This is a genomic window from Mucilaginibacter straminoryzae, from assembly GCF_022953055.1.
Classification (GTDB): Bacteria; Bacteroidota; Bacteroidia; order Sphingobacteriales; family Sphingobacteriaceae; genus Mucilaginibacter; species Mucilaginibacter straminoryzae.
On record NZ_JALJEJ010000004.1, the window covers coordinates 144,327 to 161,148 of the forward strand.

The 16,822-nt window shown below is 44.8% G+C and carries 20 protein-coding genes and 1 tRNA gene; 15 read left to right on the forward strand and 6 right to left on the reverse strand.

Features of this window, described 5'->3' with window-relative positions; translation table 11 throughout:
- The first annotated feature begins 78 nt into the window (after positions 1–78).
- The 4 genes from MUY27_RS10110 to MUY27_RS10125 all read left to right on the forward strand — a co-directional run bounded on the left by MUY27_RS10110 (position 79) and on the right by MUY27_RS10125 (position 2,925).
- On the forward strand, positions 79–1,293 hold the full coding sequence (locus MUY27_RS10110; RefSeq protein WP_245129901.1) for a DEAD/DEAH box helicase: 1,215 nt from the start codon (positions 79–81) through the stop codon (positions 1,291–1,293).
- A 50-nt stretch (positions 1,294–1,343) separates the two neighbouring features.
- Complete coding sequence (locus MUY27_RS10115) at positions 1,344–1,796, forward strand: ferritin-like domain-containing protein (protein ID WP_245129902.1); 453 nt, start codon at positions 1,344–1,346, stop codon at positions 1,794–1,796.
- Between the two features lie 62 nt (positions 1,797–1,858).
- Entirely contained in the window at positions 1,859–2,347 is a 489-nt protein-coding gene (locus MUY27_RS10120) for a TspO/MBR family protein (protein ID WP_245129903.1), read from the forward strand.
- Positions 2,348–2,472: 125 nt separating this feature from the next.
- Positions 2,473–2,925 carry a hypothetical protein gene (locus MUY27_RS10125; protein ID WP_245129904.1) on the forward strand — a complete coding sequence of 151 codons (453 nt, stop codon included), beginning with the start codon at positions 2,473–2,475 and terminating at the stop codon, positions 2,923–2,925.
- Here the strand turns inward: MUY27_RS10125 and tamL are convergent.
- A complete protein-coding gene (gene tamL / locus MUY27_RS10130; protein ID WP_245129905.1) occupies positions 2,922–5,288 on the reverse strand; it encodes a translocation and assembly module lipoprotein TamL in 2,367 nt (788 codons plus the stop codon). The genes MUY27_RS10125 and tamL overlap by 4 nt on opposite strands.
- Here tamL and MUY27_RS10135 point away from each other — a divergent pair.
- The 4 genes from MUY27_RS10135 (at position 5,279) to MUY27_RS10150 (ending at position 7,413) form a co-directional block, all read left to right on the forward strand.
- Complete coding sequence (locus MUY27_RS10135; protein WP_245129906.1) at positions 5,279–6,028, forward strand: TrmH family RNA methyltransferase; 750 nt, start codon at positions 5,279–5,281, stop codon at positions 6,026–6,028. The two genes, tamL and MUY27_RS10135, sit on opposite strands and share 10 nt — an antisense overlap.
- Before the next feature lie 45 nt (positions 6,029–6,073).
- A tRNA-Cys gene (locus MUY27_RS10140) sits at positions 6,074–6,147 on the forward strand.
- 38 nt (positions 6,148–6,185) lie between these two features.
- The gene (locus MUY27_RS10145) at positions 6,186–6,359 is read left to right on the forward strand and encodes a spore protein (RefSeq protein WP_245129907.1); all 174 of its coding nucleotides are present in this window, start codon (positions 6,186–6,188) and stop codon (positions 6,357–6,359) included.
- Positions 6,360–6,522: 163 nt separating this feature from the next.
- Positions 6,523–7,413 carry an IS1595 family transposase gene (locus MUY27_RS10150; RefSeq protein ID WP_245129908.1) on the forward strand — a complete coding sequence of 297 codons (891 nt, stop codon included), beginning with the start codon at positions 6,523–6,525 and terminating at the stop codon, positions 7,411–7,413.
- 52 nt (positions 7,414–7,465) lie between these two features.
- On the opposite strand, the gene MUY27_RS10155 is transcribed toward MUY27_RS10150, so the two are convergent.
- The gene (locus tag MUY27_RS10155) at positions 7,466–8,515 is read right to left on the reverse strand and encodes a quinone-dependent dihydroorotate dehydrogenase (protein ID WP_245129909.1); all 1,050 of its coding nucleotides are present in this window, start codon (positions 8,513–8,515) and stop codon (positions 7,466–7,468) included.
- Positions 8,516–8,720: 205 nt separating this feature from the next.
- Entirely contained in the window at positions 8,721–9,413 is a 693-nt protein-coding gene (locus tag MUY27_RS10160; RefSeq protein WP_245129910.1) for a DUF4844 domain-containing protein, read from the reverse strand.
- A 167-nt stretch (positions 9,414–9,580) separates the two neighbouring features.
- On the opposite strand from MUY27_RS10160, the gene MUY27_RS10165 reads away from it, so the two are divergent.
- From MUY27_RS10165 to MUY27_RS10180, 4 genes are all read left to right on the forward strand, one after another.
- On the forward strand, positions 9,581–9,985 hold the full coding sequence (locus MUY27_RS10165) for an EVE domain-containing protein (RefSeq protein WP_245129911.1): 405 nt from the start codon (positions 9,581–9,583) through the stop codon (positions 9,983–9,985).
- A gap of 80 nt (positions 9,986–10,065) precedes the next feature.
- Positions 10,066–10,233, forward strand: coding sequence for a hypothetical protein (locus tag MUY27_RS10170; RefSeq protein WP_245129912.1), 168 nt, complete (start codon positions 10,066–10,068; stop codon positions 10,231–10,233).
- Positions 10,234–10,342: 109 nt separating this feature from the next.
- Complete coding sequence (locus tag MUY27_RS10175) at positions 10,343–11,467, forward strand: carbohydrate-binding family 9-like protein (protein WP_245129913.1); 1,125 nt, start codon at positions 10,343–10,345, stop codon at positions 11,465–11,467.
- 43 nt (positions 11,468–11,510) lie between these two features.
- The gene (locus MUY27_RS10180) at positions 11,511–12,494 is read left to right on the forward strand and encodes an aldo/keto reductase (protein WP_245129914.1); all 984 of its coding nucleotides are present in this window, start codon (positions 11,511–11,513) and stop codon (positions 12,492–12,494) included.
- Positions 12,495–12,511: 17 nt separating this feature from the next.
- Here MUY27_RS10180 and MUY27_RS10185 read toward each other — a convergent pair whose 3' ends face one another.
- Together MUY27_RS10185 and MUY27_RS10190 are read right to left on the reverse strand one after the other, a co-directional pair.
- Positions 12,512–13,036: an O-acetyl-ADP-ribose deacetylase gene (locus MUY27_RS10185; protein WP_245129915.1), complete on the reverse strand. Its 525-nt coding sequence runs from the start codon at positions 13,034–13,036 to the stop codon at positions 12,512–12,514.
- A 46-nt stretch (positions 13,037–13,082) separates the two neighbouring features.
- Entirely contained in the window at positions 13,083–13,601 is a 519-nt protein-coding gene (locus tag MUY27_RS10190) for an acyl-CoA thioesterase (protein ID WP_245129916.1), read from the reverse strand.
- A gap of 136 nt (positions 13,602–13,737) precedes the next feature.
- Here MUY27_RS10190 and MUY27_RS10195 point away from each other — a divergent pair, with 136 nt between their 5' ends.
- From MUY27_RS10195 to MUY27_RS10205, 3 genes are read left to right on the forward strand one after another with little or no spacing between them, the layout of a single operon-like run.
- Positions 13,738–14,274, forward strand: a complete 537-nt coding sequence (locus MUY27_RS10195; protein WP_245129917.1) for an RNA polymerase sigma factor — start codon at positions 13,738–13,740, stop codon at positions 14,272–14,274.
- A complete protein-coding gene (locus MUY27_RS10200; protein ID WP_245129918.1) occupies positions 14,255–14,524 on the forward strand; it encodes a hypothetical protein in 270 nt (89 codons plus the stop codon). Before MUY27_RS10195 ends, MUY27_RS10200 begins: the two co-directional genes overlap by 20 nt.
- 44 nt (positions 14,525–14,568) lie before the next feature.
- Entirely contained in the window at positions 14,569–15,264 is a 696-nt protein-coding gene (locus MUY27_RS10205; RefSeq protein WP_245129919.1) for a ClpP family protease, read from the forward strand.
- 143 nt (positions 15,265–15,407) lie between these two features.
- Here MUY27_RS10205 and MUY27_RS10210 read toward each other — a convergent pair whose 3' ends face one another.
- Positions 15,408–16,718: a type IX secretion system plug protein gene (locus tag MUY27_RS10210; protein ID WP_245129920.1), complete on the reverse strand. Its 1,311-nt coding sequence runs from the start codon at positions 16,716–16,718 to the stop codon at positions 15,408–15,410.
- Positions 16,719–16,822 lie beyond the last annotated feature (104 nt).

The following is a 16,822-nucleotide window of genomic DNA, read 5'->3' on the forward strand; positions in this document are numbered from 1 at the left end:
TGATTTATAATATAATGTACGAAAAACACATAGTCTGCAAAAATCCTTAACTTGTACACGAATTTTTGATACAGAAGAGTGACTTTTAAGGATTTTAATTTTAACGAACAGCTAACAGAAGGGATTATGAGCATGGGGTATAATACCCCTACCGCCATTCAGGCGCAAGCTATTCCTGTTATATTGCAAGGTAAGGATATTATTGCCTGCGCACAGACGGGTACAGGAAAAACCGCATCTTACCTGCTGCCGGTGCTTAACAGCATCAGTCATAGCGATAAAGACCAGATCAGTGCGCTGATCCTTGGCCCTACACGGGAACTGGTTCAGCAGATAGACCAGCAGGTAGAGGGCCTCGCCTATTTTACCGACGTCAGTTCGCTTGCCGTTTTTGGCGGTGGCGATGGCATTGCCTATGAACAGCAAAGAAAAGGCATTTTAAATAAGGTTGATATTGTAATAGCAACGCCGGGAAGATTGATCTCTTTTTTGAGTTCGGGCGCACTAAAGCTCGACCACCTTACCCATTTTGTACTGGACGAAGCCGACCGTATGCTGGATATGGGTTTCTTCAGCGACATTATGAAGATTATTACCTATCTGCCAAAAGAACGGCAGACGTTAATGTTCTCTGCCACCATGCCGCCTAAGATCCGTACGCTGGCTCGTTCTATCCTGAAAGACCCGGAGCAGATCAACATTGCGATATCCAAACCTGCAGAAGGCATTAATCAGCAGGTTTACCGCGTGCATGACGAGCAGAAGAACCACTTGATGCAAATTATTCTTAAAAGCGGGTTTAACAGCTCTATCGTATTTGCGTCAACCAAAGAGAAGGTAAAATCATTAGCAAAGGCGCTGAAATCGGCCGGGGTGAAAGTGGAAGCTTTTCACTCAGATATCGAACAGACCGAGCGCGAGCAGATCCTGCTTGACTTCAAAAACCGCAAGCTACCCGTGATTATCGGCACCGATGCCCTTTCACGCGGTATCGATGTGGAAGGCATAGACCTGGTGGTGAATTATGATGTACCCGCAGACCCGGAAGATTACATTCACCGCATTGGCCGTACAGCCCGTGCTGCTACAACCGGTACGGCGATTACCCTGGTGAATGACCGCGATTTACGCAAGCTGGCCAACATCCAGAAGTTGATTGATAAACAAATACCGGAAAGCACCCTCCCTGCCGAACTTGGCGAAGGGCCTAAAACCAAACCGAAGTTTAACAAACGGCGCCGCGGGGGAAGAAAGCCAAAGCAAAAATCGGCTGGTAAAAACAACGCTTCATAATCGCAAAACTATCTTAGCGTGTTTTTGTAGTTCCCTTAAACAAACTGTTTATGGCAACTAACCACGAAATAAATGTTGAAGGTTTAAACCACCTGGTAACGATAGCCAACGATGGCGAAAAAGGCTACAACACTGCAGCAGAACAAGCGCACAACCCCATACTAAAAGCAGCGTTTCTACGTATGGCTGTAGAGCGTGCCGAATTTGCGGTAGAATTAAAAGGATTAGTACGTCTTAACGGCGGCGACCCTGATACCGGCGGTGGACCAGTTGGCGCACTGCACCGGGCATGGATAGATATTAAAACTGCGCTAAGCAGCGATGATGATAAGGCAATCCTGAACGAATGCATCACCGGGGATAAAGCGGCAGTAAACGCTTATGAAACCGAGCTGAAGGATACTTACCTTCCGGTCGAACATCGTGCTGTCTTAGAACGTCAGTTAAAAATAATAAAAGACGCACTGTTCACCGTAGAAAGTGAATTGCGCCAACTGGAATAGCTAAATTTGTAAGCCGCAGGTGAAGATTAGTTTATCTGCGGCTTATTAACCTTTTTCAACCGATGTCATCCCCAAAAAATAAAATTCAGATCCTTCCGCTTGTACTTAACCTGCTGATCCCTTTAGCCATTGGTTTTGTGGCGTCTTTGTACACCCGGCCAGAAATACCCGGGTGGTACCGCCAGCTTCATAAACCTTCATTTACGCCGCCGTCCTGGCTATTCGCCCCGGTATGGACATCGTTATACATTCTAATGGGTATTGCGGCCTATATGGTATGGAAGAACCGTAACAACCCTGCGTTTAAAAAGGCAGCCTGGGTATACATTGCCCAACTGGTGTTTAATTTTTCATGGTCGATCATCTTCTTTGGTAATCACGAAATTTTAGGCGCCCTGACGATCATCGTCACCTTATGGGTATTGATCTTACTAAACATCATTACGTTCGCTAAAATCAGTAAAACTGCGGCCTGGCTTTTAGTACCCTACCTGCTTTGGGTAAGCTATGCTACCGCCCTTAACACGGCTATTTATTTGCTGAACAAGTAGGGCAATTTTTACTTAATTTAACGGCAGCTTTTAAAGTACTTATGAGACTAAAACATACTCTTGTCTTTTTCTTATTATTTGCCGTAAAATTCAGCTATGCGGATAAGATAACGCTTAATCAATTTATGGCAAAATCGAATCCGTTTGCGGTTGATGAGATTGCCGTAGTAGCGATTGACACGGCTAAGAACATCGACGAAACCGTGAACGGCAGTTTCATATTTACGGTGAATGGATTTGAAGATACGCTCCATTTCGACAAGGGTACTGCCTTTTATCATCACAAGATCCAGAAATCGAGCTTCTTATACGTAAAACACGTCGATGAGGATAACGGCTCGCGCGGGATGTTATATTACGTTTACAAACACGGGCACGATCTTACCCTGATCCATATTAGTTGGATGCTTTTGGTGATTATCCCGTTAGCGCTGATCTTCCTTGGCTACCTGTTCAAACGTTTTATCATTATTGCCGCTATCGCCCTTATTGTGTTCCTGTTTTTCAACTATAAGAACGGGCTAAGCATCCCAACTTTCTTTGAGAGCATTTTTGACGGCTTAAGGCATATGTTCTAAAACGGCAGACCTATCCCAAAGTTCAGCTGCATAAAGTGATAGCCTTCACCATTCTTGTCAGAATAATCTGCTTTGAATTTGCCGGTATGGAACAGGTTGTTAAAGTGCTTGACGAATACCCATTGGTCTGAACCCTCAAACTGCGGATCTTTGAATTTAAAGGCCGCATCAAATCTGAAGATAAAGAACGTAAGGTCAAACCGGAAGCCTGTACCTATACCGATGGCCGAAGATTTAAGGATACGGTTGAACTTGAATTCGCCACCCGGGTTTTGTGCACGTCCGATAGAATCCGGCAAACGCCATACGTTACCAAAATCTGCAAAGAAAGCACCCTTCAGTTTCGTTCCGAAAAAGTTATTTGCAAGGGTGTAGCGATATTCTGTATTACCGACGATCTTGATCTCGCCGTACTGATCCAGGTATTTGAAACGTGCGCGACTAAGCCCGTCAGTACCGTAATAATCTGCCCGGTTAAACTGGCCCGGGCCGAGCGTACGCGGCAACCAGGCGCGAATATCATTAGCTCCACCGGTATAGAAGTTCTTTTCAAACACCAGTTGGTTGCTGTTACCGTACGGAATGCCAATACCCGGGTTCAGCCTGAAAACGATTTGCCGCTCGCCGCCGAGGTGACGGTACCATCTTACGTCTGTCTCGAACTTACTGTACTGTGCATAGGTATAACCTAAAAACTTGCGCTGCCCCTCACCATCCCGCGGAGTATTCAGCAAATTAGTTAGTAAACCGAGTGTGTTACCGCCAACGTCTATAAATCCGCGGAAATAAATAAAGTTTTCCAGGCTATTCAGCTTGTTGGCATTCTGCTGGTAAGTATACTGGCTACCCACCGTATAAACGGTACGGCCGATGAGGTAGATGTATGAATAACGCCCTTGTTTAATCAGGGTATCCCGTGCGGCCGGATCTATACTTCCCCGCGAAAATTCGATATTGATAGGTGTTAAGCTATGCAGCTTCCGGGTAGTCTCGGCCCAATCGTAAGTTAACGAATTGATGAAGCTTTGTCGCTTTACCAGGTCTTTCTGGTAGAACAACTGGTAGTTGGAAGAAAACGTGGTGTGCGGCACGCCATACTTACCTAATATCGGCAGATCAAACGGGGAAATAATACGCGGATAGATCAGGTTACCTCCAATCTTGAAATCCTGGTTCTGGATTGCGTTTGAACTACCGGAATTACGTCCATTGTCAAACAAAACGCTCCAGTTGGTTTTTATCTCCAGCACTTCGGCCTTACCAAACAGGTTACGATGCGTGAAGGTGTTACCCAGGTTATACCCGTATCTGCCGCCATTGAACAGGAACTCACCCTCCACCCTATCCGACATCCGTTTAAGCGGGATCATTTCAATCCGGGTATTCAGCTTGTGCGTACTATCGGGCAACTTCTCGTAGCTCGGGTTGGGCACGTTCCGAAACACATTTAGTTCTGATAACCGTGAAGTGGTTAAATTCTGTTTATCGGCATCGTAAAGCTCGCCTTTCTTTTGAAAAATGTAAGTAGTGATACCCCTGGGTTTAAACCGTTTAGAGAAATCAACAAACCTGAACTGCGAATCAACCTGCACCGTGTCCGCCTTACCCGTGGCGCGCCCGTTACTGTTGTTAATCACGATTAAGGTATTGTTAATGGTATAAACTGGATGGGCCGACTTACCGTCTGGGTTATCGATTAGCATTTTCACGTCTACCACACTTTTATTAAAAGTAGAATCGTAATTAAAAGTGATGTACTGACGATAAAAATCATAGTAACCGTTACGTTTCATGATCTGGTAGAACTCGTCGCGGTCATAAGCCAGGCTGTCGGTATCAAAACGCCCGCCGGGTTGAATGTGCGAAAAAGTGATGCGGTTTTGTCGGTATAAAGCCCTTACCCGTGGATCCGTAATACTATCCTGGAACTTGCGGACTTTAAACAGCGGCCCTTCATTTGCCATAAAGTACAGATGCGCCCGCTTCTTTTTCACGGTGATAGAATCCGTCACCTTGGCTTTCAGATACCCTTTGTTGTGCAGGAATTTTTCTATCTGTGTCCTTGAAAATTCAACCAGGCCGCTATCTAAAATGGATGGCGCTTCGCCAATATCCTTCTTCCCATTACGGCTAAAAGTAAGGTAGAACTGCAAGTTAAGCCAATTGTTAGGCTGCTGGGCTTTATCTACATAAAGGTAAGAGGCTTCGTTAAATTCTTTATCTACACCGGTAATGGTCACCTTACGAACCAGCGCCTGGTCATCCTTAAGCTTGCGGGTAAGGCTACAGGCCGAAAGCAAAAACAAAAGTAAAATGGTTAATATTGTAAGGCGGTAACCGGCCGGCTGTATATATGCTTTCAAAATCTCAGATCAGTTTAGTTTCTTCCTTACAACATAAAAAATTTCGTCGGCAACATCATCTGTTCATTGCAGAAGGGCTAAAATCAGTTGTTGAATTTACACAATCTGGCTATGATACAGAAGCGATTTACTACACGCCGCAGTTTGCCCCAAAATTGCTGAATTTATCCAAGAAAATAAACACCCAGGAAATCTCAGAAGCAGAACTTAAGCGCATAACTGCATTAAAAACACCGTCCGGCGTTCTGGCGCTTATTCGCATACCTGCAACGCAGGACATTAATTACAATTTGTTGCGAAATAAGTTTTCTATTGTACTTGATGGCGTGCAGGACCCCGGCAATATGGGTACCATCATCCGTACGGCCGACTGGTTTGGCATACAGCACATCATTTGCTCTGAAGATACCGTTGATGTTTATAACCCAAAGGTGGTACAAGCCACCATGGGTTCGCTATCGCGAGTAAATATCCACTATACTGATTTGAACAAGCTATTACCAGCTTTAAAGCTGCCTGTTTTTGGCGCCTTATTAGATGGGACAAACATTTATCAGACCTCATTTGGTACCGAAGGATTAGTGCTGATGGGCAATGAGGGGAATGGTATCAGACCGGAAATTTTACCGCTGATCAGCACTTCAGTAACTATTCCGCAGGCCGGAAAGGCCGAATCATTGAACGTGGCGATAGCAACCGCTATATTTTGTTCAGAAATTTCCAGAAATACATTGAAATAATATTGTCTGCGAATAAATAATTAATATCTTTGCAGTCCTTAAAATGGTCGGATGGCCGAGTGGCTAGGCAGAGGTCTGCAAAACCTCGTACAGCGGTTCGAATCCGCTTCCGACCTCCAATAAAGGGATTATAAAGGATTTAGAAATTTTTAATACCATGGGTGTTACACGTTTAAAAAGAAAAGACAGAAGAAATAAAACTGTATCTCGCTTAGAGGTTCAATTTCTTAAAAATGCGACTAACTTAGAGTTAGGCGACCGTTCTGCTGAACCTAAGAAAAGCCAGATTGCTAAAAACAACGAGGTTTTAGCTCAGCTTGCAGGTAAATAATTTTACCTTAAAAGATATTTCAAAATCCTGTTGATGTAAAAATCAGCAGGATTTTTTTATGTCTTTTTTTATCTCGTTTGAATTTGCGAAAGAACCTCTCCTGAATCCTCTCCAAAGAGTAATAGCCCATAAAAAGACATAAAAAATATGTATATTTATGGAAATGAACATCATAGAAACGATCAATCGTTTTCCGGATCAGTCAAGCTGCATAGCTTATCTGGAAGGATTAAGATGGCAAAACGAGCCGGAGTGCCCTTATTGCAAGAGTAAACGAAGTAGTAAGCGACACGAAACTTATCGTCATCAATGCCATGGCTGTAACCGAAGCTATAGCGTTTTGGTGGGAACGATTTTTGAAAGTACTAAACTGCCGCTTACCCAGTGGTTTTTAGCCATATCACTGATCTTAAATGCGAAAAAAGGCTTATCTGCACGGCAGTTGAGTCGCGATCTGGGTGTTAATCGTAAAACAGGCTGGTATTTACAGATGCGTATTCGTAAGGCGATGCAAGAAGGCGAAGATGTTAGTCTGTTTAAAGGGATTGTTGAGATTGATGAAACATACATAGGAGGCAAGAAAGCAAACCATTCAAAGAAAAAACGTCAGGCCAGGCGTGATAATAAATTGCAAATCACAGGTTACCAGGATAAACAGCCAGTGATCGGCTTATTAGAGCGGGATGGTAGAATAAGGCTTCAGGTAGTCGATAAAGCGCATGGTGTAACGATCAAACCGATTATTGAAAAAACGGTCAGTAAGGACGCCACCATTGTTACTGATGGCTTTGGCGGCTATGCCGGTCTAAGCAAAATCTTCCGGGAGCATCAGGTGTTAAATAAGGACAAGGAACAATACGCAAGGGGTAAATACCATACCAATACCATTGAGGGCTTTTGGACATTACTTAAGCGTGGTATTTATGGTCAATACCATAAAATATCAGCCCGCTATCTACAGTCCTATCTTGATGAATTCACTTTTAAATACAATCATCGTGACAACAGGCTCATTTTTGATGTGCTAATCAATAAAATCGCCGCTGTCACTTAATGGGCTATTACTCTCCAAAGGAGAGGACTTTGAAAGCAGAGCAGAAAGCTCATTAATTAGACGGGTTCAATAGCTTCTTATTAATCCGGCTGATCAACGCCGGGCCTTCGTAGATAAACCCGGTGTATAACTGGATGAGCGATGCACCTGCATTTAGTTTCTCCAGCGCATCTTCGGCAGAATGAATCCCCCCTGCGCCAATGATCGGAAAAGCGCGGCCCGACTTCTCTGCCAGGTACCTGATCACTTCTGTAGAACGTTTTGTTAAAGGTTTACCACTCAACCCGCCCGCTTCTTTAGTGATCTTTTCCGGCGATACCAGCCCTGCTCTGCTGATGGTAGTATTGGTAGCGATAACACCGGCTATTTTAGTCTCTGCAACAATGTCAATAATATCATCCAGTTGCTCATCGGTCAGATCCGGCGCAATCTTCAACAGTACAGGCCTGCTGATACCATTTTTATGGTTTCTTTCCTGTAGGGCGCTAAGAATCTCCGTCAGCGGTTTCTTATCCTGCAAAGCCCGTAATCCAGGCGTATTAGGGGAACTCACATTCACTACGAAATAATCAACCACATCAAACAGCCTGTCGAAGCATTTGATATAATCGCTAACTGCATCTTCATTCGCCGTATTCTTGTTCTTGCCGATGTTTCCGCCAATCAACAGCCCCTGTTGCGATTTGGGCTGATTTTTACGATAAGCCTCGATCCGTGCTGCCGCCATATCCACACCCTTATTATTAAAGCCCATGCGGTTGATCAACGCTTCATCCGCAGGTAAACGGAACATCCGCGGCTGATCATTACCCGGCTGCGGCAATGGCGTAACGGTACCAATTTCAACAAAACCGAATCCGAGGTTAGCCATCTCGCTGATGTACTCTGCATTTTTATCAAACCCTGCTGCCAACCCGACGGGATTTTTAAACTTCAATCCAAATACTTCCCTCTCTAACCGGGCATCTTCTACCTTCCACAACGCGCGACTAAGACCTGCCCCACCAGGGAACCGGTTAAACCGTTTCAGATTTTTTGTTACGAAGTGGTGAACCTGTTCCGGGTCGAACTGAAATAGTATAGGTTTTAGCAGTGAATACATGCTGCAAAGGTAGGATTTTCCGAAAGTACTTTAATGGGTACTATAAGACGTATCAGCATTTCCCTACGTCTGATTTGTAAGGCGATAATGTTGCTTCCAAAGCTCCGAAAACTTATGTACAAACTTCCTTTTATGGTATTGACAATCTATTTAGTTCGACAAAAATGAATTTTCCATTGGAAGTTAACTTTAGAAAGAGCATCTATTACGGCTTCTTTGCAGGATCGAATCCATATCTCCATTTATTCAATTGTCCGTTAGAGCTTGCCAGCCCAACACAATCCATTAACTCCTCGAAATAATGACAAACCTTATCTTCGTCCTCCGAATCAAGTTGCAGACGGTACCTATCAAATCGTTTTAATCCGGCTCCGATGTTTCGCTCGTACTGTTCCTCTGTTGGACGATTAGAAGCTGTTTTGAGAAAGTCCTTAGCTGCTTGGTTTATAATTAAAGTAAGTTCTGATTTAATTTTAGGATTGGATAGTCCGTTAAACGCCGTTCCTGCCTCTCCTTCAAATTTAGGTTTCTTAATAAAGGCTGTAAGCTTCTGTTTAGCTTCCGCACCACCTTTCATAGAGGTTTGAAAAAAGGCAACGCTTGTAAATACGGATAGCAATAAGGTTAGTATGGACTTCATAATGGAGTTAAAAATAATAACTAAAGGAATAGCAACACCATTAATCACCACAAAAGAAATAAACTCATTGAACATTGCAAGAGGGATATACTCGAAGCTACATTGAGCCACTTCCTTGGCCCTAAGCACCTTGTAATATCCGTCTGTATTCATCCAACAAGAAAGTTTCATGTTAGAACGCTCCAATCGAAGAAATAGCTGGAGTGATAGGGCAATAAACCCTTTTTGGTTAAGACGCCAGTTCTTCTCCTTATTCATTCCAAAGTTCGAGTTGTTTGTTCAGGAACAAATAACTTAAATTCGTACCCGTTACAGATTTGAATGGTATAGAAGGTTTTTTAGGTGTTTTCATCATGCTTTTTCTTGATGCAAATGCCACTTATTTTACCACCAAATCGAAAAAACGGCTTTTAAACACTTAGAAAATGAACTATTGGTTAGTTAAATCAGAACCTTTTAAATACAGCTGGGAAAAGTTTAATCAGGATGGGCGCACCTTTTGGGACGGTGTGCGCAATTTTCAGGCGCGCAATAACCTGCGCGCCATGCAGGAGGGCGACCTGGTGTTGTTCTACCATAGTAACGAGGGTAAAGAGATTGTCGGGATAGCTAAAGTAGTAAAAGAAGCCTACCAGGACCCAACAACCGAAGATCCGAACTGGGTAGTGGTAGATTTGTCGCCAGTAGAAAGCCTGAAAAAACCTGTCACACTGGAGCAGATTAAAGCTGATGAACAGTTGAAAGATATCGGCCTGGTGCGCCAGGGAAGGTTATCCGTAATGGGTCTAAAGCGTGAAGAGTTCGATCGTATTATTGAACTGGGGAGTTAACATTCACTTTTTATTTCGTAAGCAGTAAAACCCTGGTGAGTACACTATGACTTCTGCCCGCGATTAGTTAGCTTTACTAAATGAACAAGAAAGGTTTTATCATAGGTATAGGTGTTGGTGTGGCGATAGGTGTTGCCCTTAAGAACTTTGCCGTAGGTACTGGCATCGGAGCTGCATTGGCGTTACTTTTTAGCGGCGAACTTCAAAAATGCTTTGGACGACGCGCTACAAAAGACGATAAATTATAAGCCTTCAGGAATTTCTGTTGACGCTTTTGATTCAACGGTAATCCTGCCTTAAGCCTAATTTCTCAATGTGTAAAGCACATGCTTTTCCATTCATCGCCTATAAGTATTCATGAATAATTACCCTAACCAAAAACTGGTTAAACTTCTTTTTTCTACCGTCCTCCTGCTTTCTTTTCAAGGCGCTTTCGCGCAGGATCTGTTCAAGGGATTTGAAGAGCTATTTACTTCGCCTTTAAATTATATGGTAGGTTACACCAGCCTTGCACCGAAAATTGATGGTGATATCAATGACGCCGTTTGGCAAAAGGCATCCTGGACGGCAGAATTTCAAGACATTGAAGGCAATACGCAGCCCAAGCCGTCATATCCCACTAGGGTAAAAATGCTTTGGGACGATCACTACCTCTATATTGCTGCAGAGCTGAAAGACCCGCAGGTATGGGCTTCCATCAAACAACATGACGCTATAGTTTATTGGGATAATGATTTTGAAGTCTTCATCGACCCGGCGAATACCAGCCATCGATACTTCGAGATTGAAATCAATCCGCTTAATACCATTTTCGACCTGTTTCTGAACAAGCCCTACCGTAATGGCGGCACTCCCTTAATCAGTTGGGATACGCCCGGATTGCGTTCGGCGGTACAAATTCAGGGCACGTTGAATAAGTCGAACGATACTGACCGCGGATGGACGGTAGAGATGGCCATTCCATTTAAAGCGTTAGGTATCGGTGATAACGAACGCAACGGGGTGACCGAAGGCACCTTGTGGCGCATCAATTTTTCGCGCGTAGAGTGGGATACCAAAGTGGTAAACGGCAAATATGTCAAGGTAATAGACAGCACTAAAAGCCACCCCGAGCATAATTGGGTATGGTCGCCGCAAGCGGTCATTAACATGCACTTTCCCGAAAGATGGGGCTACCTGCAGTTTACCAAACAACAAACCCCACCTGCTTTTCAATTACCTTATGAAGAAGAGCAACGCAAGTACCTGTGGCTGCTTTATTACAAGCAAAAACAATATCAAGAGGCTCATCACCGATATGCGACTACCTTGGCGGAACTGAATTTCCCTGAGACGATTAACGTGGGTAGCAGCGACAATAAAGTCAACCTTGAGGCTACGCCGAACCTGTTCATGGCAACGATTTCAACGATAGGTGCAGCAACGGTTGTCGCGATCAATCAGGAAGGCTTAATCCAGAAAATCGGATCATCGAAAAGATAAGTTTTATTAAAACTATTTATATTAAAGGTTTCTTATTTAAAGCGTGAATTACAGACAGTTTAAAGAAGTTAAAATAGCCGAAGTCGGGCTGGGCACCTGGCAACTCGGCAGCGCCGACTGGGGCAATGTGAATGAGCATGAAGCACACCAGATCTTACAGGCTTATGTAGATGCGGGCGGTAATTTTATTGATACGGCCGATGTTTACGGCATGGGTGTGAGCGAACGCACGATCGGCAGCTTTTTAAAAACTACCGATAAGGAAATCTTTGTGGCAACAAAATTGGGCCGCAGAGGCGACGATGGGAACGGCTGGCCGCAAAACTTCACCTACGATGCCATGAAACGCCAAGCGGAGGATTCCTTAAAGAACCTCGACCTGTCCCAGTTATTTCTGGAACAGCTGCACTGTATCCCGACAGAAGAAATGCGGGCTGGTAAGGTGTTCGATCACCTGCGTAAGCTGCAGCAAGAGGGTTTGATCCGTTATTTCGGTGCGAGTGTGGAAACCAGCGAAGAGGCTTTGATCTGCCTCGAGCAGGAAGGTTTGGCGTCGCTTCAGATCATCTTCAACATGTTCCGTCAGCACGTGGCGGATGAAATTTTTGCCAAAGCCAAAGAAAAGGGTGTCGCGCTGATTGTCCGTGTTCCGCTGGCTAGTGGATTGTTAACGGGTAAATTTAATGAAAGCACGTCTTTCGCCCCTACCGATCACCGCAACTTCAACGCCAACGGAGATGCCTTTAATGCAGGGGAAACATTTTCGGGTATAGAGTTTAACGAGGGTATCCAACTCGCGGCGCGAATAAACCGTATGCTGCCAGACCACCGTATGGCGCAATGGGCGATACGCTGGATATTGGATCACCCCGAGGTAACTACCGTTATCCCGGGCGCTAGCAAGGTAACGCAGGTTCATAACAACGTACAGGCTTCTGCCATGCCGCCGTTATCGCTGCATATCCATAATAAGTTACGAACGTTTTACAACGAAGAGATTAAACAGAAAATCCGCGGGCATTTTTAGGTGGATATCAGCAGCAGCTACACCAGAAGCTTTTCGTAGATGGAAAAGTTTTCATCATCATAACAGATGAAGATTACCTGCTGCAGAAGCTGCTGCTGTTCAAGATAGTTTTTCACGGTAGTAACAGCTATTTCGGCGGCCTCCGGCTTCGGAAAGCCATAAATACCGGTACTGATATTTGGAAATGCAATAGTACTGATCCTATTCCGGAATGCTAATTGCACACTGTTTAAATAACAAGACGCCAACAGTTCAGGCTCGTTTCGGTTCCCTCCGTTCCATACCGGGCCAACGGTATGGATCACATTCTTTGCCGGCAACCTACCGCCACTTGTAATTACGGCTTCACCCGTTTTGCAGCCTCCCTGCCTTGCTACAATGGCACGGCATTCTTCCAGAATCTGCGGACCGCCTGCCCGGTGGATGGCACCATCTACTCCTCCCCCGCCCATCAGACTGCTGTTAGCGGCATTAACGATTGCGTCTACCTCCAGTTTGGTAATATCACCCTTTAAAAGCCTGATGGCGCCTGCAGTTTTCATAGCTATTTGTATTGATCCAATACGGGATACGCAATAAGCCTGCCGCTTATTCTCTGTCCACAAAGAACGCTTTCAGTTCCGTGGCATCGTCAGGCTGCATACGGCCGGCCAATATCAAGCGTAATTGGCGGCGACGTAAAGCACCATCATACAATTGCTTTTCGTGCTCGGTTTCAGGGTGAAGTTCTGGTACCGGTACAGTCACATTATTTTGGTCTAAAGCCACAAAGGTATAGTAGGCTTCGTTACTCTTAATTTTGGTATTGGAGGGGATATTTTGCGCCCAAACATCCAGCCGCACCTCTACAGAGGTGTTAAAAGCACGGGTTACCACGGCTTCAATCATCACGGCATCGCCCAGTTTTATGGGTTGCTTAAATGAAACGTTATCTACCGAAGCTGTCACCACCATACGGTTACAATGCTTTTGTGCAGACATTGCCGCAGCAATATCCATCCAGTAAAGCAGGCGACCGCCCATTAAATTACCCAGGGTATTGGTATCGTTCGGCAGAACCAATTCGTTCATCACAGTATAGCTTCCGGCAGGTGTTTTATTTGTCATACTCGGGCAAAGATAATTATTAATACCACGGGTTGTGGAGGGTAGATTTCATCCTTTTGTATCCGCTTCAAAAAAATTTAAATTTTCAGGGTGATATTTAACCGTTTTTTGGTACATCTGTATAAAAGCACTGTTTATGAGAGCGATTGCTTTAACAACGATAAAAGAACGTGAAGCCTTTTTTATGGCGCTCTATAAAAAGGTGTTTCCGGTAGTAGCCAGATACGTTAGCAGGCGCGGCGGAAACGAAGACGACGCGGCAGATATTTTCCAGGACAGCGTAGTGATCTACTATGAAAAAGTGGTATCAGGCGATATGGACTGTAAAGACGAACAAGCCTACCTGATGGGTATCTGCAAGAACCTGTGGTTAAAAAGGTTTAATAACGGAAAGAATTTGCCGTTTAACGAGCAGTTTGACGATTTAATTGCTGAAGACAAGCCGGTACAACCCGCGGTCGAAAAACTGATGCACTACCTGGAAAATGCCGGCCAGAAGTGTATGAACCTGCTTCGGGCATTCTATTATGACCAGTTGCCTTTGAAAGACATTGCAGCGTTATTGGGGTACTCGGGCGAACGTTCCGCAACAGTGCAGAAGTACAAGTGCCTGGAGAAAGTAAGAGCAACCGTTAAACAAAAAGCATTGCAGTATGAGGACTTTGTTGAATGAGGTAGCCGAGATAGAAAACTATCTTCACCACAAAAACCAGCCGCAAGACCGTTTACTTTTTGAAGCGAAATTGCTTTTAAACGAAACGCTGCGCGAGAACACAGATGCACAGCAACATACTTATTCCATTATAAAACAATACGGTCGGCAGCAGTTAAAGGCCGAACTGAAAGCCGTTCATCAAAAGCTGTTCAGCGAACCGCAACACCGGTCATTTGCGCAGATGATCAAACAGCTGTTTCGCCGCTAAACAAGCGTAATCCACTTATTTCTTACTTAAAAACTCATCTTGTTATGCAAATTAACAAACAGGAATTCTATGCCTATGCGGTAAAGCATCGCCGTATTAACAGCACCCATGTCGAAAAGTTTATCGGCACTATAGAAGCGGCCATTCAACCCCGTGCCATGACACCCTACATCACCGAAGAGCGACAGTTAAACGTAGCGCAGATGGATGTATTCTCGCGCCTGATGATGGACCGTATTGTCTTTCTGGGCAGTGCGGTCGATGATAACGTAGCAAATATTATCCAGGCGCAACTGCTCTTTCTGCAATCTGTGGATAGCAAAAAAGATATCCAGATGTATATTAATTCGCCCGGCGGATCTGTATACGCAGGGCTCGGTATCCATGACACCATGCAATTCATCGGCCCCGATGTAGCGACGATTTGCACAGGTGTAGCCCTCAGCTTTGGCGCCGTACTGCTTTGCGCAGGTGCGGCAGGTAAGCGGGCTGCACTCCCACATTCGCGGATTATGTTCCATCAACCCCACGGCGGGGCACAGGGGCAGGCCTCTGATATGGAAATCCAGATCCGCGAGTACCTGAAACTAAAGCAGGAACTGAATGAGATTATCGCCAGGCACTGTGGGCAGGACTACGAGAAGGTTCGTGAAATAACCGACCGTGACTACTGGCTAACCGCTAAAGAAGCAAAGGTATTTGGCGCGATAGACGAGGTTTTGGGAGGACCTAATGATTAAATGAGCGAATGGGAGAAGAAGTGAATGACAGAATAATGAAAAGTTAGATATCACTCCCTCGGGAGGGTCAGGGAGGGGTTTATTTCTTCAACCCCTTCCTCCTCCTTCCCAATGGGAAGGAATCGCACTAACCCAAGCCCTATTTACCTTCCCACTGTGCTGATCTGCCTGAAACCGATCAGCTCTTCCCAACGTGCGCCAGGCGGACGGTAGTAAACCAATATTTGGTACGTATTCTGGGTTTCGAAATGATTACCTTCTGTTGTAGAAATATCCGGCTGATGGTTACTGTTCAGCATCACGTATTCGTAATCGTAAACGCCTTGCTTAAATAATGCGTTATAGTAGTATCGTCCGCGGGTAGCATCGTACTCCATTTTGCTTTGGGCATCGGTGCGGTAATTGTTGAATTTACCAACCAGGTACACCTCCTGATCAGCAGAAGAACCGGAAGCTGCCAGATTAAAATAAACCCGTGCATAATCGGCATCCGTTTTAGGGTCGCGGCCTTCCTGGTTAAGGATGAAAAAGCCGCCATCATTATCATACTGGAACAGGTAATTATCCTGCCCGCGCTTTTGGTCTGTCAGCAGTAAAACGGTGTTGGCGGTATCGCGAAAGATACGGCCTATCTGCTCGGAGTTAAGCCGGAGCGAACGGATATCGAAATGCCGGAATTCGTTACCGCCAGGGAAATCATTAATCGCGATGTCGTTATATACCAGCGAAGACCCGCGAATAAAAGTGGGCCGGGTATTCATTTGCCCCAACTCATACCGCCCATTTTGCATCACCAACACTCGGATATCACTATAAGGATTCTGTACCGCCATACCCGCAAAATCTACCTGGAAGTTTACCTTCTGGTTAGTTTGCCGTAGGGCCACATTGGCCGATGGTACTACTTCTGCCTGGATACTTGCCCGCGAACTGACCACGTAAAAATGTTGTGTTAGCACTATTTTATTCGGGTCGCCATCCTCGTAAACTTTTAGCACATAATTACCCGGAAGCTTTGGCGCAATGTTCCTGTTGGGTAGCGTCAGTTCGTAATGGATGTACTTCTTCAGCGTAGTTACAGAGTAGCGGTAATCCATGATCCGGTCTTCCGTAAAACTTTGCAGGTATTCTGTTGGCGATATGCGCGACGAATTCCACGCGGCATCACAATGCTCGATGGTATAGCTAAAGTTCCGGCTATTGGTGCTCAGATCATCAAAGCTAAGCAAGAGTTGTTCCGCGCTATTCAGCGTAATTACCGGTAAAGAATTTTCTTTTGCCGCATTGTAAAACTGAACGGTTTTTATTTGCGGCTGAAAAGTTTGATCGGTATAGGGTTGGGCTGTAGAGGAAAGAGAAATTAATCCCAACATCGTCATTGCGAGGAACGAAGCAATCTTAATTCTTTTTGAAAGAAAGGTATTATTGGTGATTGCTTCTTCGCATTTGCTCATCGCAATGACGGTTTAAATGTGTTTAACTAAATATTGTCATTGCAAGACCTTTAAAAGGCCGTGGCAATCTGGTCGATTGTGATTATCCGTTGAGATTGCTTCGT